Source organism: Xanthocytophaga agilis (genome assembly GCF_030068605.1).
Classification (GTDB): domain Bacteria; phylum Bacteroidota; class Bacteroidia; order Cytophagales; family 172606-1; genus Xanthocytophaga; species Xanthocytophaga agilis.
Map to the genome: position 1 here is coordinate 79,960 of NZ_JASJOU010000017.1, position 25,700 is coordinate 105,659.

The window sequence follows — 25,700 nt, forward strand, 5'->3', positions numbered from 1 at the left end:
GCAACTAAATCCAGAATAGTCCTCAGAATTGTTTTTATGTAGTAGAGCATCTGCATAGAATAGATATTTCTTGTGTCGGTAATGATCACTGCTGACAAAATACTCATGACCTGTTTAAATAAAGTATTTGATAAGAAGCAACCTATCAAATATATACTATGATCTACTACTCCCCCTTAGAAAATACCACACCAATTGGTATCTCTATTCCTGTATAGACTACAGGCTAAGACAAAAATATATGCCTGTATTACTGCCAAGACTGGCATTGAAGTTCTTACCAGACATTTTCCAAAAACCTTACATAAGTAAGTCAACTTTTTTTCAAGGCTTTTAACTCCCTGACAGATTATTCAATTTTGTAGATAATATTTCTAATGATTTTGTACTTTTTTACTTAACTGTTTTATGCAAAAATACAATTCCTCTTTTTTGATCGTTTTGGTACTAATGACATTTTCACTTGTCTTTGCAGGTTGTAAAAAAGACGATGATGCTACTCTTGCAACAAAGGCTTTACTCACTACTGGTACCTGGAAAGGAGTTAATTATCGGGTTTATTCTACTGCTGGTGGAAAAACGCTAATTGACTCTACAGAATCTCTTACAAATACTACCAAAACGTTTAGTGAAAATGGAACTGTAGTAACCACAATTACAGATGGAGAGGGCAATAAAACTTCATCAACAGGCGCATGGACGCTTTCAAATGATAAGAAGCTAACAATTATAAGCTTAACTAATCCATCATACTATACAATAAAAGAAATCTCATCCACTTCTCTTGTTTTATCCAATTCCGGATCATATACAAAAAATGGTGTAACCAGTACAGCTGAACAAACAGCTACTTATAGCAAATAATACTTTATAGTATGGCTAATCCACGAACTACTCTACAGATTAGCCATACTACTATTTATACACAGGTTGATAAACTAAACATGTTCAGAGGCAACCACACAACATTGAATTGTCCTCAGTATAAGTTCCCCACTTCCAGAGGTTAATTTCCATTCTACTAATGTGTTCACCACTAAGTCAGATGTAGTTGTAGCATACAACTTTACTCCAGAATAGCAACAGCCCGTACAGGTGAACCATCTCCATCTTTTATTTTTAATGGAAATCCATAAAACAGGAAAGATGTATCTACAGGTAACAGATCCAGATTTACCAAATCTGTATAAGTGATAATTTCCTGTCGAAGTAGTTCTCTTTCCAGATCAGTGGTGATAAATCCTGCAACAAAAGGCGGCTGGGCTACAATAATTTTTTCCAGCAAGTCTATGCCAGCCTCTTCCGTAAACACCAGCCCACATTGTTTTGGAAAAATATCCTGCAGATTAACTACCCACGCTTTGCCACAAAATTTGTCCAGGGAAATTTTGTCAATAGTTTGGCCGCCACTATGCATATGTGAAAATGCATCAACATGTGTACCTGTATGTGTTCCCATTGAAATTTCACGCAGTTCCCAACTGTGCGTCTGGTGTGAATGAAAGATCTTAACTTTTACCTGAGGATCTCCGGGATACACTTCCATATTGGAGTAAATAGTAGAAGAAAGGTCAATGATTGTCATTAGAAAATGTGTTAAAAAAATAAACTAGAGAGATCTGACCTGAGACTTTTCACTTCTGTTCATTATAAATGAAAAAAAATAGATTGTAGTTACACACAAGCAAGATACTTCTATTTGACCCCATCTTTTTTTAACTCCTCTCTGACTACATTAGTTAGATAAGCCACATTGTATTTGGTAAAGGTTTTATTGCGGGTGGTACTTAGCCCATATGCATTAAGCCGATTTGCCAGAAAGGAAAGAGATACTGTAGGGTCGGCTCTCAGGGCATCACGTATTACATTTTTTGCACGAATTGTATTTTTATTGTTAGCTGCTATACGTTTAATAGCCTCCACACCAAGTCGACTCATCTGAAGGCTATACCCATTGGGATTTCCTAACCGATAGATCCCTTTTTTATCAGGCTTCATCATACGATGCTGGCCGGTTACAGGGTCGAGGGTAGAATTGGTATAATTACCTTGCTCAATCTTCTTTCTTTTTTCTGCCAAAGCCATTTTGGTACGTAAGCTGGTTCGCTCAGCTTCATCTTGATTGACAAGTGAAAGAATACCAATAGTCATTTTGTTGATATGAGGATTGTCGACACAGACAAAGTTCACATCCGAGTTTGATAATTGAATGGTAAACCCAGCATCACGGCTGAGCCTATCCAGCTTAGCAACTACCAACACTGCTGAATTTTCTTTTGCTTTGGCAATAGCAGTCTGTAATTGTTGTCGGTTATTCTTTCGACCACTTTCTACTTCTGTAAATTCCGCGATCAAAATGCCTTTTCCAGTTACATATTTTTCTACATCCGACCGCTGGGCGTCCAATCCCAGCCCTGAACGCCCTTGCTTTTGGGTGGAAACACGATAGTAAGCTACAAAGGTTTGCATAAAGTAAAGAAGAATAGCTAAAACTGACATTTTGTCTTACTTTACAAAGCTATAAAATAAGGGGTAAAAAATCCCTAACGAGCGTTACAGATTTTTTATTTTATCGGTTTTTTATGATGGATGCCATTATAAATGCCAAATAGTAAGGCCCTAGCAATAGTAGTTGGCAGGACATATTTCAATAGGAAAGTAACCGATGCTATTGAGCTGCCTTTGGGGTGGATGTTGAAAGTATAGCCAATTCTAGATTTTAGATTTATCAAACTACTTTACTCTGGGGCATAGCTGGTCGCACTAAGTAGTATGATTGGTATTCATGAAAAAAAGCTTTGCGTTTAATTCACAGTAAACAACTATCTGCCGTGAATAATGCGCAACATGCAACCTGCCGTGAATTAAACGCATTGGAAAAAGTGATTAGAGTTCTATTCAAAAGCAAAAGTGCTATGAATAAAACGCAATTTGTTCATTAATCAGTGAGACTGCCTTGCTATTGCTAAAAAACAGATCGCGGTGAACTATGCGCAGATAAGACCTTTCTACAAAGAAAGTCACAGCTTTTCCTAAAATATGGGATAACTTTTATTGAGTGGATAGTAAAAATACCACAAATGAGGTTATTTGTAAGGGTTGTTAGTGCTTCAATCTTCAGATGCATTTCTTACTGTATCTTATCCATATAGAAATTCATTCGCTCCACTTATGAAAAGACATCTTACTGAAATTCTTAGGCAACCTGTTGCCAATGATAAATTAAATATTGTCGACTATTGATGTTTTATTCCGTATCAGGAACTGTAACAAAATCAGATAAAGAAATGAAATAAAGAGTAAAGTCTTATCAGTAAAGTTTTTAAATTTATAGACAAGACCTACTCAAGGCTTTCACTAAAAGGTACTCTTTTATTTTGTCTGAATCGTAATTGTACCTCCTTTGGTAAACAGATCATGAGATACAAAGTACCCCTGATGTGTTTTTCCATTAACCTGTATGGAAGTTAAGTCCCTTCCTGAAGCTGGTTTATTAATTACCAGTTGTTTACCAGTAGAGGTTTTCCAGTTGACCTGATCAAAAAGTGGCACAGTAACCAAATACTCCGGATCAGTGGCCGAAAATGTATATAGCCCTAACGCATTGAGTACATACCAGGCAGACATTTCACCAGCATCATCCATTCCTGCCAGCGTTAGTCCGTCCTTTATACCATATAGATTATTCAAAATATAATCAAGTATCTTCTGGGTTTTCTCAGGTTTGCCAATAAAGTAATACCCAAAAGGTGCTTCATGATCGGGTTGATTGCCATGGCAGTATTGACCAATCATTGTTTCTACGTTTCGTGCAATATACATTGGATTCCAGGGTACAATAAATAAGGAATCGAGTTTGGATTCAAATCCTTTCGCCCCTCCATACAAGCTAATCAAACCTTGCATATCATGTGGAGCAAAGAAAGATAGTTGCCAGGCATTACCTTCCCGATACATATACTCATAATAAGGATAGTTCGGATTAAAGTTTTTGATCCACTCTCCATTTTCCAGTCTTCCTCTCATAAAACGGGTGGAAGGATCAAACATGTTTTTATAGTTCTTTGACCGGGCTATCAGCATTTTGTAATTAGCAGAATCTCCTAGCTTTTTTGCCAGTTGAGCCAATGAGTAATCGTCATAGGAGTATTCAAGTGTTTTGGATACTCCTGCTTTAGCCTTAGTTTCTACATGTGGATTAGCAACGTCAGGGTCGGAAATATATCCTTTTTCCATATACTCAGCCAGATAGGGGCGTGCAGGTCCAGGCACAGTAGCATTCTTCAACAATAGTTGATACGTTGTTTTTACATCAAATCCATCAATGCCCCGCAGGTAGGCTCCGGCAATGGATGAAGTACCATGATCTCCATGAAAAAAGGTAGGCATCACACCTGTTTTCTCCCCTACATCTTTCATGGATTTAATTACATTCAAAGCTACCCTGGGAGATATCAATCCAAGCAATACATCCTTGTTGCGGTAGGTATCCCACAGAGAGGGTTCTGTGTAGTAATCAAAGTCTGCTTTGGATTTCTGTCTTTTGGCATCAGTATACTCACCGTTTACATCGCTACGTAGTGCAGGCCAAAGCAAGGAACGGTACAGACAGGAATACAACATTTCTTTCTGTGCGGGTGTCCCTCCTTTTATCTGTATCTGAGACAGGAGTGTTTCCCATTGCTGGTTTGCCTGCTGGCGAATGGTTTCAAATGATTTGGTACCAATCTCCTGTTCCAGATTCTGTTTAGCATTGGCAGCACTCACGAAGGATAAGCCAATTTTAAGTTCGACAGGACCCTTACTACCATTGGCTAAATGTACAATGGCAAAACCTGATTTAGTACCGGCATCCTTAACTTCCAGCTTTTCAATATCGGTGTTCAGCACAACATAAAAATACACATTTTCTCCACTCTGAAACCCCTGCAAAGCTCGGGGTCCTGCCTGCTCGATAGCCCAGGTTGATACCCGACTAAGAGCTTTGGAAAGATCAAATAGGATCTTTTTGCCTGTATTATTTTTGAATGTATACCGATGATAGCCACACCGCAAGGTAGAGGTCAAATCAGCTTGGATCTGATAGTCTTCCAGATAGACCTGATAAAAACCAGGTGAAGAATGTTCATTGCTGTGGGTAAACCTGGAGCCATAAATCAGTTCCGTATTATTCTTATCCTCGCCTACCTTTCCAGCGATAGAAGGAGAAGCAGATTGGGGAAGTGGCAAAATAGGAATATTACCCAGGTTCCAGTGCCCTTTGTTGGTATGAGTAAAACTTACAATCACTGAGTCTTCGTACTGATAACCGGCGCCAGCTGGCTGGTAGCGGGTCATTGGGCTCAGTTGAACCATGGCATTGGGAAGAGAGCTACCCGGAAAAGTCAATCCTGCCCAAGACCGCCAACCTTCAGGGAGCTTGTATCCAAGAATTTTTGGATCAGTGAGGGGTGCAGTACCTACAAAAGTATTTACATAGCGAGTCACCCCTGTTGTCTGCCCCTTACCTATTGACTTACTACCGGACTGTCCCTTACCACTAATGGTAAGCTTGGTTTTACTTTTTGTCTGGCCGTTAGCTATGACAGGCATAAATCCCACCATCCCCATCCAACACACTACAATAGCTACCCGTAAGCTACCAGAAATAGTTTTACTAAATTTATGCATGATTTGAAAGCGTATTTCCGTTTTAAAAGTATTTAATTGATGATTGTAAAGTATCCTTCACAACCATCAATTGCGATGTTTTGTAGCCATTTCACTAACCTTACTTTGCATTGGTGTGAACGACCTATTTTAATTCACCAGATTTTGTTTTTTCAGTTCTGCCATAGCCTCCATCAGCATAACTCCACTAAGTTGAGGTGTTAGGCTGGTCGTTAACCCAGGTGCTACCTTCCAATCGGGACCAAAAAGAATGTCAGGCATAGTAGTTCCTTTAGACCAAAGCGTTTGTGCATTAATTTTCAAGAAATTGATATAATTGGTTCGTTTGGTAGAAGGCAAGTCTCCTTCGATAATCAAACGGGTAAGGTAGCGCACAAAGATCCCATTAAACAACCCACCATCGCCAGTATCACCATTAACCAGTACATTCTCACGGGTAAGGCGAGCCAGAGCGGCATCGGCAATTAATATAGCATCGCTTTGGTAACTAATGTCATTAGTGATTTTGTAGAGTTCAAGGGCACTCCCAAGCACAGTTCCGTAGTTATAAGTAAACAACCGGGTATCGGGCTCATAAGGAGTGACACTTGTATTAATACCATCCCATACATCGCCATTGGACTGGATCATATTTGTCCGCAGCCAGTTGTATAGCTTAGTTGCCCATGCCAGATCATCTGCATTTTTGGTAACCTGATATAGTCGTGCGGCAAAGACACAAGCTGGTCCACTTGCAGGAGTACTTTTATTAGCTCTATCCTTGCGCCAGTATAAACCTCCACCAGTCACATTATCCCATCCTCCTTTCACATCGGTCCACAAAACATCCGCCACACTTTTGAAACGTTCATCACCTGTAGCCATATAAGCGCGCAGGCTAGCCACCATCATCCACGACATATCATCATAATAGTAATTGATGTAGCTATTGCCATTGGCAGCCTTTACCCCTTCAATCAACGCATCCATTTGTTGTTTGATGTTTGCATCTTTGTCTTTTCGAAGATAGGCATCGGTCAGTACATCGAGTGCGTGTGCATTAGGCCAATAGTTACTATTAAAGGCAGCGCCTCCCATCTGCATGGTAAAAAACTTACCAGAAGCATACCAGTAATGCGAGTTAAGTCCTAACTGGGCACTATCGGCAATAGCCGTCCAGTTGTAGGTTCGGTTATTGTTTGAATTGCCACCTGTGTTGGTCATTGGGTCGTCAGGTGCCTTAAAGCAAGACGTTAGTGAACCCAACAAAAGAAAAGAAGCAGCAAAAACAGCTTTATATATAAATGATTTAGGGAAAATTGCCATACCAGAAAAGAAAGAGATGCTAAGTAAAGACAAATAATAAAACAGATAAGGGAAAAGGAACATCGGACAAGCTGCCCGATGTTCACTTGGGTAACCCCTTGTAATAAAGCTCCATTGACAAATACAACAGGTTCGTTGTTGCCTTTGGATACCGTTTGTGATTATATGTAGTCTAAAATGTTATTTCACGGTTATTTCGTGAGTATACGCATCTACATCCGGACTCAGAAAAACAGTAACATCAGCATTTGACTTGTCTGCTTCACTACGGAATTTGAAGGCGTAATCATAATCCGAATTATTGACAGGCACCAGATAAAAGTAACTAGCTGGCGTACTGGAGGTAGGTCGCTGATTATCTGCATTGACACTGCCCATAAATTCCATTGCATCAGCACTGCTTCCTTCTTTTGTTGTCAGGCGAAACTTATATCGTTCGTCACGACCCCAACTTTCCTGAAAAAACTCAATTGGGGTATTGGCAACTTTCCAGACTCCTTTTCCTATATAGGGCAGTGTGACAATCACCTGTTTTTTAGGCGAGAACCACAATCCAACTTCTTTGATTTCGGTTAGTTTGGCAGCAGCATTATTAAAATCCAGATTGATGCGATATACTTTGGTACCACCCGTTACTGTAGTTTCGCCATCTTCCTGAATCAGGTTGCCTGTAATAGAAAAAGACACTGGTGTTCCACTTTTCTTATTGACAAAATGATACGTACCGGCTTTTAATGCTGTATAAATCTCAAACTCACCAGCCCGGATCTGTTTTAAACGACCTGCCTGGCTTAGCTCGGCACCATACTCAGTGGCATCACCTGTGATATATACATCCGCAGGAATTTCCGAAAAACCGGCAGGACGTTCTACTTCCAGAACCCGACTTGCAGATGATTTCTGCACATTATTTCCTTTGGAAGCCAGCACCGTCCATTTCAACTTTCCTTTAGCAAGCGAAGCGATACCAGCCAGATTGGCCACCTTATTCAAATCCTTGTGTGAAAGCGTAGCTCTGTTCTGTCCACCATTCCCGTCCGAAGCCATTTTATAAACCGGATTGGAAAAATCGCCATCTTCTTTGTCAAACGCGAGTTCATACATCACCAGAGAGCCATCAGCAGCCACACCCGGCTTCCATTCGAATATGATTGATGCATTAGTAGTAGGATTTAACTTGACAAAAGCATTGTCAGTTGGTACCCGTAAACTATCTGGTGCAGTCAGATTCAGATTGGGATCGTCATCTTTGTTACAGGATGGCAGTCCAATAAGCACTGCCAGTATTCCTGTAAATAGTAGGGATATATATTGTTTTCTAAGCATTGTTCTGTTAGAATTAATTACCGCACAACCACCTTGTGTGTGTATTCTGCAGTAGGCTGAAAATAAACCGTGATATCTACATTACTTTTATCCACCTCTGAGGCAAACTTGTAACTGTAATCCCACTGACTGGCAGGTTTGGGTGTCAGATAAAAGTATGAGGCAGGTGTTCCTGTTACCGGGCGGGAATTATCTGAACTTTGACTGGCATACCAGATTTCGCTCTCCTCTCCATTAGCTTTTGTTTTCAGACGAAACTTATACCGTTCATCACGACCCCAGTCAAACTGAAAGAATTCAATAGGCGTATTTTCTATCTTCCAGGTGCTGTTACCAACGTAAGGCAGCGTTACTGTCACCTTATTCTGAGCAGCAATCCATAAGCCTACCTCCGTAATTTCAGTAGCTGTCATAGCTGCATTATTAAAGTCAAACTCCAGCCGGTATAGCTTGGTATCACCTTCAATGGTAGTTTCGCCACCTTCTGCAAGTGCACTCAAGTTATTGGTTGCCGAAAAAACTTTTGCATCATTAGTAGTACCACTTACAATTTTAAAACTTCCTGCCTTAAGCGAAGTAAAAATCTCAAATGTACCTTCGCTGGTCTTCTTTAATGGCAAAGCCTTGGAAATATCAGTCCCTGTCTCTGTAGCAGAACCTGTCAAATAAGCCGTTGTTGGAACCTCTGCGAAACCAGCAGGACGGTCCACTGATAAGGTGCGTGCATTGGTAGACTGCACAATGTTAGGCCCTTTGGAAGAAGTTACTGTCCATTTCAGTTTGCCACTTGTTAGTGAGGCAATGCCCGCTGTTGCTGCAATCTTATTCAGGTTTTTGTGGCTCAGTGTCAAACGATTTTGAGCGCCACTTCCATCAGATAAAACGACAGCTACCGGATTGGAGAAATCGCCATTTTCTTTGTCAAATAACACTTCGTATAATACCAGTGTGCCATCTTCCGCTTTGGCCTGCTCCCACTCAAATACTACAGAGGCTGAAGTAGTTGGCTGTAATTTCACCGAAATATTGTCGGCTGGTGTAAATAGAATATTTGCTGGTGTCAGCGTCAGATCCAGATCCTTTGACTCATCCTGACAGCTCATCATGGCTCCCAGCATCAGTAAAACAATCCACGAAAGAAACGAATGTATTTTTGTCATAAACGATCGGTTCAAAAGGTAAAGTTTAGGCAGATAAAGCTTGCTCAACAGGAAACAAGGTTATATCTGCCGATTTGTTTACTGTCCCCAGCCGGGGTTTTGTTGTAAGTTTTTGTTCTGGTCTCGTTCCAGCTGTGGAATAGGCCATAAATAATGCTTGGAAGGATCAAATACCCGGGACTCAACCAGAATATTGCCATTGGCATCTTTAGGCAGTTCATTTCCCGGAATGGCAATACCTTTGACCTGAGTATTCAGTACAGTCTCAGCAATTTTCCAGCGACGAATATCAAATACACGCAGTGATTCAAAGGCTAGTTCTGAACGACGCTCCCGTCGTACAATATCCCGCAAAGCGGCCTGCTGTGCATTAGGGAAGTTTAATGCACCACTATCTGTAAACCCAGCCCGGCGACGGAGTGCGCCAATAGTCTGATCCCATACAGTAGCTGTTAACTGATTCAGTTCGTTTTTAGCTTCAGCATACATCAATAACACATCCGCATAACGCAAATAGATCAGGTTCAACCCCGAATTACCTGGTGAGGTGGCAGTAGGATCAAAGTACTTACGCCAGTAATAGCCTGTAGCGGAAGCAAATGGTTGAAGCACATCGTTAGGAGATGTATTGGGCAACGTTTTTACTTCAATTTCAGCAGGCGAGTTAAAAGCAAAGTTAGGATATTTGGAACCGTCTGTAGCAATGGTAGCTGCCAGTCGTGGGTCACGATTGGCAAATGGATTGCTGGCATCATAGCCTGAACCTGCTTCCTGTATTGTCTTTCCATTGGTTGTGATATAATTATCGACTAAAGCTTGTGTAGGCATAATATCTGTGCGCAGGCCAATGGTTACGGGAACAAAGAAACGCTGGATATCATACAACCGATTGGCGCCATACTGCAAATCAAAAATGACTTCAGAGTTGTATTCATTGGCAACTGTAAAAATGCCCGCATAGGAAGGGAACAAGCTGTATGTTCCATTTTCCGGTTTACCAATTAACTCCTCACAAGCTGCTGCTGCTGCCTGCCAGTTGCCCTCAAATAAATTTACACGTGCTTTCAATGCAATGGCTGCCCCACGCGTTACCCGTCCATTTTCAGCAGCAGGCAAAGCTGTATTAATTGGTAGATCGGCTTGAATGCCTTCTAGTTCGCTGATCACAAAGCCAATCACTTCAGCTTTGGGAGTACGAGCAATACTTTGCGACTCGGAAATGGTCAATACATTGGTAAAAAACGGAACATCACCATACCAGGTTGCCAGTAAAAAATAGGAATAAGCCCGAATGAACCGCACTTCAGCCTGATACCGTTTCAGTTGGGTTTCTGATAGTGTAGTTACCCGTGATACATTAGCCAGAAACTGATTGCATTTCCGAATAGCGGTATACCGATCATTCCACTCATTCTTTAACAGAGGTAGTGAGGGGTCATAACTGCCACTAGCTACTTGTTTGGCTCCACCATAACGATCGCTTTGCCGAGTAAATGAATTATCACTTAGTGATTCGGTATAGAAAAAACCTTCGGCACTACCCAGACTAGCATAACATGACGCCAACACTGCCTGTGCATCAGCATCTGTTTTCCAGAAATCCTTTTCATTTAGTTCGTTTGCCAGGCCAACATCCAGCTTATGGCAACTCTGCAAGGCAAACAGCGCAAAAGTAGTTAACAGAATATATTTTTTCATGTCGTAAGAATGTCTACAAAAATGAATAGTCATTGCAAGAAAAGGCTGCCGTTTTTCGCTTTTTAGCGATACTATTTCCGGCATGCCTGAATTAGAAGCTTACATCCAAACCAACGGCGATGACACGGCTGTTCGGATAGCTACGCCCCGCAATGGCAGAGTAATTGGAAAAAGACAAATTATTACTGAATTGAGTAAATTCAGGATCAATACCCAATCGGCGATAGCGCTGAGGCACCCAGGTAAGTAAATTCTGTCCAGACACATAAATACGTGCTGAGCCTACACTTATCTTATTTAGCCATTCCTTCGGAAATGAGTAACCAACTTGTAAGTTTTTCACCCGTAAGTAGCGCGTATCGTATAACCAATAATCCGAATACACTACATTGTTGCTATTGGCTGCTACAGTAGCTGTCAGACGTGGATATGTAGCATCCGGATTGGTAGGGGTCCAGCGATCTTTGTGTTGCACATATAGATGTTCTTCGTTATTATGAAAAGCTTCCACTGCATCACCACGCAAATACTGCGAGCGCTGACCAACACCTTGTAAGAAGATCGTCAGATCAATGCCTTTGTAATTTGCACGGTAGGTAAAGCCATATGTATATCGCGGAAACGGATTACCCATAACAAACCGATCATTGGCGTCAATCACCCCATCCCCATTTTTATCAACAAACTTAATATCACCAGGTTGTGGTTGTCCATTCTGTGCAAAAGGCTGAGATGCTGAGTTCTGGATTTGCTCATAGGTTTGGAACAATCCATCGCTTTTATACATGTAGTACGAGGAAATAGGAAATCTTTCGCGCTGAATGGTACGAGAATCCACCTCAGTAATGTTATCAGCACCTATTTTCTGAATGGTATTAAAGTTGTCTGCCAGATTAGCGGAGAACGAGTGTTTCACTGGCCCTGTCACCAAATTGTAAGTAGCCGCAATTTCCCAACCCCGGTTGAGCACTGATGCAAAGTTTTGCACAGGCGACCCTTGTCCGAATGTACCTGGAACTACAGGAGAATAGTAAATCCCTTCATTGAGTGCCCGGTAATAATCTACCGAAAGTGTCAGACTGTTTTTTAAAAGCTCAAAGTCAGCCCCAACACTTGTATTGGTTACTGAAGCCCATTGTAGCTCAGGATTATATGACTGAATATCCACACCTCCCACACTTACATTATTAAAAGTATAGGCACCACTTACGGGTGATATACGAGGAATGAACAGATAGCCACCAATACCTGAGTTACCCACTTTGCCGTAAGAAGCACGCAATTTAACAGTTCCAAAGCGGTCTGCAATATCTCCCATAAATGGCTCACTGGTCAATCGCCAGGCAACTGACGCTGCCGGGTAAAATAACCAACGGTTTTGAGGAGCCAGCTTGGAAGATCCATCATAACGCCAGGTAAACTCAAACAGGTAACGGTCAGCATACCCATAATTCAAACGGCCAAAAACGGAATTCAATACAGCCAATTGGGGGTTTGCCATACGTGCATAATCTACTATGCCTCCCTGAATCTGTCCTCCAGTATTTCGTAGAAAATCTCCCTGCAATACCAGTGAATTATTCAAAGGCACACCATTCAACTGACGGGAATAAAGTTCAGGATAAAATATTCCATTTGCACTAAAGCTACCTGATGAAGAATAATCACTCCGATAGCCTGCCAGTAATTTAGCAGTATGTTTACCTATCTGTTTTTCATACTCACCTGTGAAATAAATATTGGTATTATAGTCTCTCCAGGCTTGCTTCACCTGCTCGTTGTTTCGTGGCGGATCAGACGGATAGGGTGAACTATACGTAAATGCTCGAATTTGTGTCTGCTGATTATACTGGAAGAAATTTCCAGACATATTCATATTAAAACGTAATCCTTCCAGTGGAGTAAGTGTAGCATCCAGTGTACCTACCAGGTTATCCGTTTCCATCAGATTAAATCCACCTTGAGATAATAAGGCTAGGTTGTTGTTGGACAGACTGGCAGTGGTAGGAAATGTACCATCTTCATTCACTAATGGATAGATACGAGGTGTCCGCAAGGCATCACGAATAATATTTCCCATTGAAAATGGGGTGCTACGGGTAGCTGCTCTAGCATAAGCAGTATTCACTGTTATCGAGAGCATCTTATTGATTTGTGTAGTTAGATTCAGACGGGCATTGTATCGTTTGTAGTAAAACTCATTGCCAGCATCACGCACATATTTGTTATTGAGCATGTTATCCTGATCCAGATAACCAAATGAAGCCAGATAGGTAGTATTTTTTCCACCACCACTCACCGTTAGATCGTGTTTGATCTGAGGAGCATTTTTACGAAACTCTTCATCGAGCATCCAGGGATAGGAGCCTCTGTCACGTTGCGCCTGAATCTGCTGAGGAGAAAACTGAGGAGCCAGACCACTATTTACCAATGCTTCGTTTTTCAGCGTCATAAACTCCCATCCTTCTACGGCTTTGGGCAATGTAGTTGGATTTTGCCAGCCAATCAGTGTGCTGTATCGAACGGTGGGTTTCTGATCTGTTTTTCCTCGTTTGGTTGTAACCAATACCACGCCATTCCCAGCCTGTGAACCATAAATAGCAGCGGAAGAAGCATCTTTCAGAATAGTAATGTTTTCAATATCATTTGGATTCAGATTGGCCATTCCCAAACTTCCTGCAATGAGTCCATCAATGATAATGAGTGGTTCATTGTTGGATGAAAAAGATCCCACACCACGAATATTAAATACGGGTACAGATCCAGGCTCAGCGGTATTTTGCTGAATAGTCACGTTAGCTGCCAACCCTTGCATAGCCTGATACGCGTTGGTGGTTGGACGATTCTCAATATCTGTTTTTCCAAGTGTAGCTACTGAAGAAGTTAGGTTTTTCCGTTGCTGAGTACCGTATCCTACCACTACCACTTCACTAAGTGACTGAATATCTGGAAGTAGCGTAACATCAATCTTTGTACGGCCAGAAATAGCCACTTCTTCGGACACATAGCCAATAAAGGAAAACACTAATACACCATTCGCCTGGCTGTCAGGCACTTTTAGCGTATATGAACCATCTACGGTAGTAGACGCACCTATGGTCGTGCCTTTAATAGAAACACTTACCCCAGGCATTCCTTCTCCATTTTCGCTGGTAACTTTTCCTGTAATGGTAATATCTGCAAATTGTGAACGGGTAGCATTAAGCCGAGCTTCCAGGGAATTGAGCATTTCACCAGGCAATATGGTGTGTGCCTGATCATTAGCCTTAGACTCTGCATTTCCTTTTAGAATAATTTTGTCTTTCAGAATCTCAAATGTAAACCCAAACTTTCCAGACAACTCATTGAGAACTTCGTTTAATTGCTTTTGCTGTATATGCAAGCTGATGCGTTGTGTAGTATTTATCTCATCATTTGAGTAGACAAACACAAAATGACTTTGCTTCTCAATTCTGTCAAATATCGAACTTAACTTTTCATTGGATACTTGTAGAGTAATGGTAGATTCCTGTAATGGTGTATTACCTTGTAGCGTTATACTACTTTGACTATACTTTCGCAAGGGTGCCGATGAGGCTATCTGTGCATGTGTGGTCAGCAAGCCAAAACCCAGAAAACACCCAAACCAGCTGCACCGGAGTAAGTGATAACGGGGATGAGTAGAAAATTGTAGCATCTTTCGTAAGGATTAAGAAGTGATTTTTAAGTAGAGCAACTTTGAAGAGTTGTCTTTTAGCAATGATATCTCATACTTTAATGAAATTCTCTTCGTATGTCTCATTGGTCTGTTTCTTCAGATATACCAGGCTGCTTGGGATTTTCACCAATCACCAGTTCTTCATTGGTAATCTGATAGTTAAAATCCCTGGTTTTAGAGAGATAGAACATGATTTCTTCCAATGTATTATTGGAAAATGCTCCTGTAAGCCGATACTTTTTAGGCCCTTCGCTGCGGAAAATGACTTTCTTACCAAAGTTACGTGCTAGCTGCTGTGCAATCTCCTCCAGTGTCATCGACTTGAAAATCAAGCGACCCTCAATCCAGGCTTTATCGTCAGTACTCTGGGTAGCCTGTGTAATAAGTCTACCTGAGCGAAAGCTATAAAGAGCCTTCTGATTGGGTGTAAGAAAAACTGTATCACTGGTTAACTGTGTTACTGCTTTGGGAATGAAAGCCACCTTTCCGGTAGCTACCGAGGTTTCAATCTTGTCTTCATCTTCGTATGCACGAATGTTAAACGAGGTACCCAGTACCCGCACTGTACCCTGCGTCAGGTGAATAATAAAAGGCTTGGAAGGATTTCTCCGAATGTCAAAGAAGGCTTCTCCATACAGATGTACTTCCCGTGTTTTTTCATTAAATGCCTGTGGATAGGTTATCCGACTATCGGCATTGAGCCATATCTTACTACCATCTGGCAATTCAATGGTACTTCTTACCCCTTTCGCATTTTTCTTTTCAATCAAAGAAATATGACTACCCAAATTACTATATTGATATCCTACCCATGCGCTAACCAATATAAGTCCGATAATAGCAGCAGCTGATAGCCATTTCCACACTGACCATGGAGATTTGCCTATCACAAGTATATTATCATTCTCTTCTGAAGGCTCTCCTTCAGCTGGTAAATCGCGAATCTGACCTAGTACTTTTTGCAACGACACTTCTACATTAACCGTGCTGGTTTGTGTACGGTCGTTCCAGAATTGCTCAAGTAACTGTAGCTTCTGCACCATTGCCGGATAAAGTATCAGCAATGATTCCAGTTCAGTTGATTCGTCAGAGGTAAGGGTACCCGCAAGTTTTCGGGTAAAGAGATAAAGTATTCGTTCTTCGTTCATACTAAGGTAAATGGCGGACGTCCATTAGTATAGACAGGGAAACGAAGAAGATTACTTACAAGCAGTCGAAAAAAAATTAAAGAAAATCCAAAAATAGTATCAAAAGTACAATAGAACCTTCTGGAGGCAGTATAGACGGAGAACCAGGCAGCTTAGACGACTTTGTATTGGTATCCATATAATTACCCAACACCTTGTGCAATTTTTTCATAGCCCGAAATAGCTGAGTTTCTACAGTACGAGGAGACAGATCCAGTATTTCTGCTACCTGTTTGTAACTCATACCTTCTTCTTTGATAAGTTTAAAAACGGTACGGCACTGATCAGGTAGTTCCTCAACGGCTTGCATGAGCAATTCATAAATTTCACGCCATTCCAGTATCTTTTCAGGATCGTCTGTGTTGACAATCTCAATCTCACCACTTTCAGGCTCGAGTGAAATGTGAAAAGGAGAATGCTGAGACAGGTAATTAAGAGATCGGTTACGAGCAGATACAAACAGATATGTTTCCAGATTCTGAATTTTAAGTACTTCGCTACGACGATGCCACAATTTTAGCATGATGTCATTTACCAATTCCTCGGCTGTTTCCCGACTGTGAACATACATCTTGGTAAACTGGAACAAACGCATAAAAAACAAACGGTACAAAGCGGCAAAAGCTTCCTGGTCGTTATTGCAGAGTCGTTCCTGCAAATCTCTGATTTGTATCGCGTTAAGTTTCATATGCAGCCAAAGACAAACGAATTGTATCAACTAAAACGCTGCAATATCTCTAAAATAAAATTAAAAATGGAAATAATTGCATAAAATCTATTTCACTACATTTCTCATCCTAGAATCCTGACAGCTTTTTAGCATCTTCTTCTAACTCAATAGTTTGAAAATCATAGCTTATTGTTTGATTTCTGTAAGGTTAAAACCTATCAGAGAAGTACTTTTATAGTACCCTATCTATTTATCAAACAAGTAATTATGGCTAAGTTTAGTCTGAAAATTAATGGAAAAATCCGACAGGTAGATCTTGATCCTACTACGCCTGTCCTTTGGGTTTTGCGAGATCATCTGAATTTGCCAGGCACCAAGTATGGCTGTGGCATCGGAATGTGTGGAGCATGCACTGTTCATTTGGATGGAGTGGCCGTTCGTTCCTGCCAACTCCCGGTCTCCGTAGTAAACAAACAGGAAGTTACAACGATTGAGGGATTGTCTGTTACGGGTGATCATCCTGTACAACAAGCCTGGATTGACCACGATGTGGCTCAGTGTGGGTATTGCCAGACTGGTCAGATTATGAGTGCAGCGGCATTATTGAAAAGTAATCCCAATCCTACCGATGAAGAGATAGAAACCTCTATGAGTGGCAATATCTGCCGTTGCGGTACATATCTGCGTATTCGGGAAGCCATTAAATCAGCTGCTAAAAAATAGTTTTATAGTCTTGCATTTTGCTCATAATCGAAAAAAGATGGAAAATACATATAGCAGGCGTTCCTTTCTGAAATCTTCCTTACTCTCCAGTGGTGGCTTACTGTTAAGTTTTAGCTGGTTGTCAAGCTTTCGTTCTGCTGACAAAATGGAAGAATTACAGCTTTCCGAACAATGGAATCAACTAAGTGGATATATTAAAATTACCCCAGACAATGTGATCAAAATCATGTGTCCTAATCCAGAGTTTGGACAAAACGTAATGACCTCATTACCCATGATGATTACAGAGGAACTGGATGCAGACTGGAAAAATGTAGTGGTTGAGATCGCACCATTTGACTCTTCCCTGTATGCTCGCCAGTTTAGTGGAGGTAGCCAATCGGTACGGCAAGCCTGGAAGCCACTGCGTACAGTAGGAGGGGCTGCCCGTCAGATGTTGCAGCAAGCTGCTGCACAAGCCTGGGGTGTCCCAGTAAACGAAGTAATGACAAAAGCAGGTGTGTTGTCGCATGCAAGCGGAAAAACTGCTACGTATGGAGAGATGAGTAGCAAAGCAGCAGCGATTCCTGTACCCAAAGATGTTAAACTGAAAGAAGTGAAATCCTTTGACATTGTTCGCAAAGCACAGAAGAATGTTGAAGGAAAAAAAATAGTTACCGGCAAACCTTTGTTTGGTTTAGATTATCAGCAGGAAGGTATGCTCATTGCGATGATGGTTCACCCACCTGCTTTTGGCATGCAGTTAAAATCGTTTGATGCGTCGCAAGCGCTAAAAATGCCAGGTATTACGGCAGCTTTCACCATTGATGTATTTCCGGATACCTATGCGAAGGAGAGTTTTGACACATGCTCCTTTAATGAACTGGTAGTTGTAGTGGGTAAAAGTACATGGGAGGTAATGAATGCCCGTAAAAAGGTGAAAGCTGAATGGACACTCACTCCTGAAAAGAAAGAAACTGTAAATTCATTTGGCCGTAAAGTCGAACAACTGGTTCCGGCCGGGCTTGAAAACACAAAGGGGCATCTGGAAAAAATGAAAGAGATGAGTGCTAAATCTGCCAAGCTTTTACGAAAAGACGGTGATCCGGAAACGGCTTTCAAAAATGCGGCAAAAGTAATCGAACGCACGTACACAGCACCTTTTCTGGCTCATAATTGCATGGAGCCTATGAACTTCTTTGCCCATGTCACTACCGAAAAAGCATTACTGGCCGGACCACTTCAGGCTCCCGAATTTGCAGAAAGAACTCTTTCAGCACGATTAGGCTTGCCAATAGATAAAATCGACATACAAATGACCCGGATGGGTGGTGGTTTTGGACGCAGAGCCTATGATCATTATCTGGTAGAAGCCGCCTTGATTTCTCAGAAGGCGAAAGCACCTGTTAAACTCATCTATACCCGTGAAGATGATATGACCTATGGTATCTATCGCCCCATGTATACGGCCACTTATCGTGCAGCATTGGATGCCAATAAAAACCTGATAGCCTTTCATATCAAAGGAGGAGGTATTCCTGAACATCCGGTGCATGCCAACCGCTTTCCGGCTGGAGCCGTGGATCACTATATGGTTGAAGGTTGGGAGATTCCATCCAATATAACTGTTGGAGCTTTTCGTGCTCCCGGCTCTAACTTTAATGCAGCAGCTGAACAATCGTTTTTAGACGAACTGGCAGAAGCAATGGGAAAAGATCCTATTGAGATGCGTCTGGAACTATTGAAAAGGGCAAAGGAAAATCCGGTAGGAAAAAACAACGAATATGATGTGGATCGGTATGCAGCTGTTTTGCAATTATTGAGGGAAAAATCGGGTTGGGGAAAATCTGAAAACGGCAAATACGGTCGAGGCGTAGCAGCTTATTTTTGCCACAACTCGTATGCTGCTCATGTTGTAGATATGGTTATCAAAAATGGACAACCTTATGTCGAAAAAGTAACCAGCGTGGTAGATTGTGGCATTGTTGTCAATCCGGATGCTGCCACTAATATGGTACAGGGTGCCGTTGTAGATGGTATTGGCAATGCATTGTATGGGGCGTTGACTCACAAGGAAGGGGCTCCGGAACAGAGTAATTTTCATAATTACCGTATTATTCGCAATAATGAAGCTCCTAAAAAAATAGAGGTTCACTTTATTCAGAGTGAAGTTGACCCTACAGGTTTGGGAGAGCCACCCTTTCCACCTGTATTTGGGGCTGTAGCCAACGCTTTGTACAAAAGCATAGGTAAACGATTTTATAACCAACCCTTCAGTACAGAGTTTTCCAATTCGTAGAAAACACATCAGGATTCTGAATATAATAATTCAGAATCCTGATAAAATCTATGTAGAAAGCTACTTAGCAGATACCCCCCCTTCTTCTCCTATGAATAAACAGACATCCCAATGCAACTGTAATCTAAAGTAGTATTCCAGGTAAATAGTTTGCTAACTATTTCTGAATCTGGAAGGATTGACACCTACATGTTGTTTAAAAAAGTTATCAAAATGGGTCACCTCCGGAAATCGTAATGCATAGGCAATTTCGGATATCTGCCAATTGCTGTGCTTTAAAAGAATCTTTGCTTCCTGCAAAATACGTTCGGCAATCAGGTGCGAAGTCGTTTTCTGAGTTATCATTTTAATTGCCCGATTCAAATGGTTCACATGGATATTGAGTTGATTGGCAAAATCAGAGGCTGCCCGCAACTTTACCTGCTGATGGGCCTGATCAATCGGAAACTGTCGTTCCAGCAGTTCTAAAAATAGAGATACAATTCGTTGAGAGGCATTTAATTGTTGCTTTTCACTTCGGGCTGCGGGCTGTATTTTCATAGCAAAATGAATCAGTTCAAACACCAGATTGCGTAGCAGGTCATACTTGTGTGTATAATCTGAATGGATTTCTTCAAACATCCGTTCATAGATTGCATGTACTCTGCTTACCTGTTCGTCAGTCAGTTCAAAGATATGTGTGCCCTCCGGTTGAAAAATGGTATACTGAGCCAGATCGCCAAACTGATGAAAAAACTGCTGATTAAAAATACAGTAAAAACCCTGCCGGATATTGTCCAGATGTTCCCATTTATAGGGTATTTGAGGATTGGAAAAAGATAAAGCTTGTTTGTGTACTTCCACTACTTTATCAGCATAGTGCACCTTACTTTTACCAAAAACGAACATAATTTTATAATAGTCACGTCTTTTGTAGGGAATAGAAGTGGGTTGTCCTTCCACTAAAGGCTCTAAGCGAAACAGATTGAAATGCCCGATGCCATTACCTATACGAGCAGGCAATCGGTTAAACTTTTGCTTATATAATTCTTCCAGGGTTTCTACCTTGTTCATAGGATCAATGTTAAACTGTATAACAATAGTCTAGTGTAGCTGCAATGATCTCTGGAGTAATTGCTTATGTATGGCTAAAGCCCACATTGATTGTATGCCATAGAAAGATGGCAGTAGCTGGTTTATAAAGGTTTGGTTTCGGTTCATATCAGGTAGAAATTAAAAAGTGGTAAAACAGCAGACTAAAGATCGTCAATCTATTTTACACTAATATATATTTTAGACAATCGACAAATTGCCCCTACGATATAACATTGGGTGCCTGTTTATCGCAGTTGGGCGAGAAAATAAGTTGTTTGTCGAAAGAATATCCGGTTTGCGGATAAGAGAAGGTAGGCCAGATTTATATTCTGGCATAAGGAGATACTGAGTGGGGTATACTTATTTCAAAGAGTAGCCTCTTTAAAAACCTGATCGCTTTGGGTATCACGATGATGGATAGGTCCCTGCCGCAATTTGAGAAAACCAGCCTGCCGGCGGGTAAATCTACCCATGACTTCAGCTGTAATGGCCACAGCAATTTCATAAGGAGTTTCTGCTCCTATGTCCAGTCCTATCGGAGCATGAATCCGGTCCCAATCTTTATCCGAAAAATATATACCCTGATCGGTAAATTCAGCTATCATTTTCTCAAACCGCTTTTTCGGTCCCAGGATACCAATATAGGGAGTAGTAGTTTTTAGCAGTTTTTTCAGGATATCCCTGTCATACTCATAATTGTGAGACATAAGTACACAGGCAGTGTTGGACTGGACTACAAATTCCTGGTCTACAAATTCTCTGTGACAAAGTGAAAGCGTATCTGCCTGAGGAAAGAAAACGGGTGCAATATGGGCTACACATTCGTCAGTAACCGTTACGTTCCATCCCAGGTTCTTAGCCAGTTGACTCAGAGGACGGGCATCAAATCCACCTCCAAAAATTAGTAACCGAATGGGAGGTTGTATCAATTCTAGAAATATATCAAACGTCTCTTCTCCGACTGTATACTGTTGGGCTCTGGATTTTTTGGTTCCCAGCAGCTCTATCAGGTCCTTCTCAAGCTGGAAGCAAAGGTCTGGATACTGAATATTCTCATCTATGGCAAAAGTTTGTTTCACTACCATTTTTTTCCCAAGAAATGCTTCATTACCTGAAAAGATAGTAGCTACAGCAACCTCCTGCTGTAAATTAATCAGTTGCTCAAAAAAATGAATGGGATTAGCCATATCATCAGGGTCTACCGCTTCGAAGAGCACATCTATCACCCCATTACACCCTAAATTAATCCCAAGGCTTTTATTTTCATCATCCCTCGTATCATATGTAACACATAGAGGTGTTTTCTCCCGCATAACCTGGCGGGCTTTACGCAAGGCATCTCCTTCCAGGCATCCTCCACTGATAGAGCCAAACCATCTGCCATCATCAATAATAAGCATACGGGCACCAGGGCTTCTGTAAGAAGAACCTCTTACCTGAACAACAGTAGCCAGAGCCACATTTTGTTTACCCAGATCCAGGTTACGGTATGTTTCACAGATAGTATGCAGTTCATTCATAGTACTGTTATCCAGATTCCACTTTAACACAGATACAAAACTATAGGAATAACTCCTAAGAAAACAACGAAAATCAAACCAATCATTACGAAAATCAAACGAATAGGAGGAATCAAAAGTAACATGGATCATCCTGAATTTTGGAGGTGAGCCTTATAACCAACGCCTGTGAATTTAAAAGAGTATGGATGTTGGTTATCTTTTGAAAAATCTATCTTTCTGCGTTGATTTATTCTCTCTTTCATCCCTCTTCCTACCATGTCACTTTTTTGCTTGCCCAAAATAGGGGCACCAAATGAGAATTTGGTGAGCCAGATTTGTGTGTTAGAAAAAAGGGCACTTTTCTCCGATCCTCCTGCCCAAAGGCCAAAGGCCAACCTCGGGTAGATCACTTACCGACTCTTTGTTGTAAGTGTTGAGGATATCTGGCTCCCTGTACCTGTATAGTTGAAAATACATCCTCAATCTCCTGTAGATCCTCTTTAGTTAAAATTATCTGCGAAGCCTTCAGGTTTTCTTCCAACCGATGAATTTTGGTAGTACCAGGGATCGGAACAATCCAGGGCTTTTGAGCCAGCACCCAAGCCAGAGCTATCTGTGCAGGAGTGACCTGTTTCTTTTTGGCAAACTCCGTCAGCTTCTCTACCACAATCTGATTGGCTTTTCGATTTTCCTCATTGAATCGGGGCACTATATTGCGAAAATCCGTTGGGTCAAATTTGGTGTTTGTGTTTGCATTGATGGTACCTGTGAGAAAGCCTCTGCCAAGCGGACTAAAGGGAACAAAACCGATCCCTAGCTCTTCCAGCGTAGGCAATATTTCTTTTTCAGGTTCTCTCCACCAGAGAGAATATTCACTTTGCAGAGCTGTCACAGGTTGTACGGCATGTGCTCTGCGGATGCTTTCTACCCCTGCTTCAGACATACCAAAATATTTTACTTTTCCTTCTTTGATCAGCTCCTTCACTGTTCCGGCTACATCCTCTATGGGTACAATCGGATCTACACGATGTTGATACAAAAGGTCAATCCGGTCTATTTTTAATCGTTTGAGCGCTGCCTCTGTCACATTCCGGATGTTCTGTGGGCTACTGTCCAGGCCCAAATCCGTTTTTCCATTCTTGAATCCGAATTTGGTTGCAATCACCACCTGATCCCGAAACGGTGCCAGTGCCTCGCCTAAAAGCGCTTCATTTACAAAGGGGCCATAGGCTTCGGCAGTATCGAAAAAAGTAACACCCAGTTCGAACGCCTTGCGTAGTAATTTGATAGCATCTTCTTTACTTGTTTCAGGGCCATATCCAAAGCTTAACCCCATACAACCCAAACCGATTGCGGAGACTTCCAGTCCGCTGGTTCCTAATCTACGTATTGGCAATTGTGCAGACATAACCTATAGATTTAAAATGATGGTACAAAAGTAACTTCACCTCCGAACACAAAACAATGAAAATCAAATAACTTCCTACGGAAATCGAATAATTTTCGTAGGAAGTTAATCAGAGCAAAATTACTGCTATAGCTTAGGAGAAATTTTTGATTCCAGTCAATCGGTAAGTCAGATTGTGTATGAGTTAGGACCTCATGGCAAATAAAGTTCGGTTTCCGAGCAAAAGCACACTCCAGATCCAAAGGCCGCTGGTCTTGTCACACCTGTCCCACCGTAGCGGAAAGATTGTTTTAGAAGGACAAAAACCAACGAAAGTGATTAGTTTATTTCAACAAAACAGTCTTTCCTGACTGGGCAGAATTTTTAGCAGCTTCCAGGATTTCAACTACCGTTACATTGACAGGCAATTCGTACAAATCATTTTTGTCCAGTTTTAATCTGCCTCGTACTACATCTGCCAAAACAGAGAAAGGATCTGTGAATGGAGCCGGACGGGGTTCTATTTTCTTTCTTTCTTCAGGTGCTTTTTCCTGCAAACGTTCTCTGATCGTTACAGGATCTACTGCCACTGCATACCCCATCGTTCCATATACTTCCATATCCTTACGTGAGAAAGTCCAGTTCCAGGATGCCTGGATAATACATTGGGATTTGGCATATTGTAAAATAATGGTAGCCTCATCATCTACTTTCTCATAAGCGTTGGGTTTGTTCTGGTGAGTAACAGCTGTCACAGAAACAGGCTTCTCCCCTTTTAGCAACCAGGTCATCAGATTGGCTCCATAACAACCAAAATCAAACAAAGCACCTGCCCCATTTTTAGCAGGATCGGTTAGAATATCAAAAAACTCCTTACTCACTCCAATCTCCTTAGGCCCCTGATGTCCGTCATTGACCATTACTTTTCGGATTTCCCCTAGTTTTCCTGCCTGGTACAAATCGTTGACATATTGGTTGCTGGCATACCAGGAAGTTTCAAAGTTGGTCAGCACTTTAATATTGTTTTTCTCTGCCAGACTTTGAATTTCCTTTGCATCTGCCAAAGTAGTTGCCAACGGCTTTTCAACCATTACATGGATTTTTCTGGGAGCACAGGCACGTACAACCACAATGTGATCACTAATGGCACCGAAAGCTGACACAGCTTCTGGCTTTGTCTGGTCCAGCATTTTAGTCAGATCATCAAAAAACAGACTCTTATCAAGCTTGTACCGAGTCATATAGCGACTAACCAGGTTGGGATTGGGCTCGTAGATACCTACAATTTTCGTATCATTTTTACTCTGACGATTAAATGCCCAATCCACGTGCCCATGACTTAATCCGGCAATAGCCAAACGAACAGGGTTTTGTGCAGTAGCTTCTATGACAACCATAGCTGAAAAAAGAATAATCAATACATACTTCATACGGCTCATGAGTGGTGATGTTATCGGGAGTAGTTTAGATACGTTGAAACAGGAACCAGAATAGCAGGTTCTATTGAGACACTGTAAATTAAACTGAACTAAGCGATAGATCACATCATTTCCAACTAACTTTTTTCAAAGCAGTTCAATTAGCGTATACACTTTCTCTGAGCCAACTATTTTTATAGTGATAGCTGGATGCAGGTCATAGCATAAAAGACCAGAAGTGAATGGAGCTATTTCGCTCCTGGTCTGTAAAGGGTATTACATCTCAGGGTCTCTTATAGTATCCTCAACAATCTTTTGAAAATTAAGTAATAGAAACTCTAGTTTGGATGGATCGCCAAATGCATTATATTGCTTATTCTCTATCTTAAAACCATAGAAATCACCTTCCTCTTTTTCAAAGTATTGATAAGGAATGACTACATCTCCTAAAGATGTTTCTTCTAAATCTATTTTAATAATCCATCCCGGATTATCCAGTGTCTCAATTTTAATTCCAAAGGTATGCTCCCAATCCCCATTACATTCATTAGCATACCAGTCCTCAAGCCATTTTAAAACATTCATATGACAAATGATTAATTTGA

18 protein-coding genes are annotated in these 25,700 nt (G+C 41.3%); 3 read left to right on the forward strand and 15 right to left on the reverse strand.

Features of this window, described 5'->3' with window-relative positions:
* Positions 1-408 precede the first annotated feature (408 nt).
* Complete coding sequence (locus tag QNI22_RS33395) at positions 409-864, forward strand: lipocalin family protein (RefSeq protein WP_314517862.1); 456 nt, start codon at positions 409-411, stop codon at positions 862-864.
* A 202-nt stretch (positions 865-1,066) separates the two neighbouring features.
* Here the strand turns inward: QNI22_RS33395 and QNI22_RS33400 are convergent, their stop codons facing one another.
* From QNI22_RS33400 to QNI22_RS33445, 10 genes are all read right to left on the reverse strand, one after another.
* Positions 1,067-1,585 (reverse strand): cyclase family protein, encoded by a 519-nt coding sequence (locus QNI22_RS33400; RefSeq protein WP_314517864.1) that lies wholly within the window; start codon positions 1,583-1,585, stop codon positions 1,067-1,069.
* A 110-nt stretch (positions 1,586-1,695) separates the two neighbouring features.
* Positions 1,696-2,469 carry a recombinase family protein gene (locus tag QNI22_RS33405; protein WP_314517866.1) on the reverse strand — a complete coding sequence of 258 codons (774 nt, stop codon included), beginning with the start codon at positions 2,467-2,469 and terminating at the stop codon, positions 1,696-1,698.
* 903 nt (positions 2,470-3,372) lie between these two features.
* The gene (locus tag QNI22_RS33410; protein ID WP_314517868.1) at positions 3,373-5,670 is read right to left on the reverse strand and encodes a GH92 family glycosyl hydrolase; all 2,298 of its coding nucleotides are present in this window, start codon (positions 5,668-5,670) and stop codon (positions 3,373-3,375) included.
* A gap of 129 nt (positions 5,671-5,799) precedes the next feature.
* Positions 5,800-6,975 (reverse strand): glycoside hydrolase family 76 protein, encoded by a 1,176-nt coding sequence (locus QNI22_RS33415; RefSeq protein WP_314517870.1) that lies wholly within the window; start codon positions 6,973-6,975, stop codon positions 5,800-5,802.
* A 180-nt stretch (positions 6,976-7,155) separates the two neighbouring features.
* Complete coding sequence (locus QNI22_RS33420) at positions 7,156-8,301, reverse strand: SusE domain-containing protein (RefSeq protein WP_313982170.1); 1,146 nt, start codon at positions 8,299-8,301, stop codon at positions 7,156-7,158.
* A gap of 17 nt (positions 8,302-8,318) precedes the next feature.
* Positions 8,319-9,461 (reverse strand): SusE domain-containing protein, encoded by a 1,143-nt coding sequence (locus tag QNI22_RS33425; protein ID WP_314517872.1) that lies wholly within the window; start codon positions 9,459-9,461, stop codon positions 8,319-8,321.
* A 78-nt stretch (positions 9,462-9,539) separates the two neighbouring features.
* On the reverse strand, positions 9,540-11,159 hold the full coding sequence (locus QNI22_RS33430; RefSeq protein WP_314517875.1) for a RagB/SusD family nutrient uptake outer membrane protein: 1,620 nt from the start codon (positions 11,157-11,159) through the stop codon (positions 9,540-9,542).
* 91 nt (positions 11,160-11,250) lie between these two features.
* Positions 11,251-14,835, reverse strand: a complete 3,585-nt coding sequence (locus QNI22_RS33435) for a SusC/RagA family TonB-linked outer membrane protein (RefSeq protein WP_314517878.1) — start codon at positions 14,833-14,835, stop codon at positions 11,251-11,253.
* A 101-nt stretch (positions 14,836-14,936) separates the two neighbouring features.
* A complete protein-coding gene (locus QNI22_RS33440) occupies positions 14,937-16,004 on the reverse strand; it encodes a FecR family protein (RefSeq protein WP_314517880.1) in 1,068 nt (355 codons plus the stop codon).
* 76 nt (positions 16,005-16,080) lie between these two features.
* Positions 16,081-16,731 carry an RNA polymerase sigma-70 factor gene (locus QNI22_RS33445; protein WP_314517882.1) on the reverse strand — a complete coding sequence of 217 codons (651 nt, stop codon included), beginning with the start codon at positions 16,729-16,731 and terminating at the stop codon, positions 16,081-16,083.
* 249 nt (positions 16,732-16,980) lie between these two features.
* On the opposite strand from QNI22_RS33445, the gene QNI22_RS33450 reads away from it, so the two are divergent.
* Together QNI22_RS33450 and QNI22_RS33455 are read left to right on the forward strand one after the other, a co-directional pair.
* Entirely contained in the window at positions 16,981-17,436 is a 456-nt protein-coding gene (locus QNI22_RS33450; RefSeq protein WP_314517884.1) for a (2Fe-2S)-binding protein, read from the forward strand.
* Between the two features lie 37 nt (positions 17,437-17,473).
* A complete protein-coding gene (locus tag QNI22_RS33455; protein WP_314517889.1) occupies positions 17,474-19,714 on the forward strand; it encodes a xanthine dehydrogenase family protein molybdopterin-binding subunit in 2,241 nt (746 codons plus the stop codon).
* A 153-nt stretch (positions 19,715-19,867) separates the two neighbouring features.
* Here QNI22_RS33455 and QNI22_RS33460 read toward each other — a convergent pair whose 3' ends face one another.
* The 5 genes from QNI22_RS33460 to QNI22_RS33480 all read right to left on the reverse strand — a co-directional run bounded on the left by QNI22_RS33460 (position 19,868) and on the right by QNI22_RS33480 (position 25,680).
* Positions 19,868-20,767 carry a helix-turn-helix domain-containing protein gene (locus QNI22_RS33460; RefSeq protein ID WP_314517890.1) on the reverse strand — a complete coding sequence of 300 codons (900 nt, stop codon included), beginning with the start codon at positions 20,765-20,767 and terminating at the stop codon, positions 19,868-19,870.
* 386 nt (positions 20,768-21,153) lie between these two features.
* Positions 21,154-22,440 carry an XdhC family protein gene (locus tag QNI22_RS33465; RefSeq protein ID WP_314517892.1) on the reverse strand — a complete coding sequence of 429 codons (1,287 nt, stop codon included), beginning with the start codon at positions 22,438-22,440 and terminating at the stop codon, positions 21,154-21,156.
* Positions 22,441-22,696: 256 nt separating this feature from the next.
* Entirely contained in the window at positions 22,697-23,698 is a 1,002-nt protein-coding gene (locus QNI22_RS33470; protein WP_474004538.1) for an aldo/keto reductase, read from the reverse strand.
* A 323-nt stretch (positions 23,699-24,021) separates the two neighbouring features.
* Positions 24,022-25,107: a Gfo/Idh/MocA family protein gene (locus QNI22_RS33475; RefSeq protein ID WP_419836260.1), complete on the reverse strand. Its 1,086-nt coding sequence runs from the start codon at positions 25,105-25,107 to the stop codon at positions 24,022-24,024.
* Positions 25,108-25,371: 264 nt separating this feature from the next.
* A complete protein-coding gene (locus QNI22_RS33480; RefSeq protein WP_314517899.1) occupies positions 25,372-25,680 on the reverse strand; it encodes an immunity 53 family protein in 309 nt (102 codons plus the stop codon).
* Between the last annotated feature and the right edge of the window lie 20 nt (positions 25,681-25,700).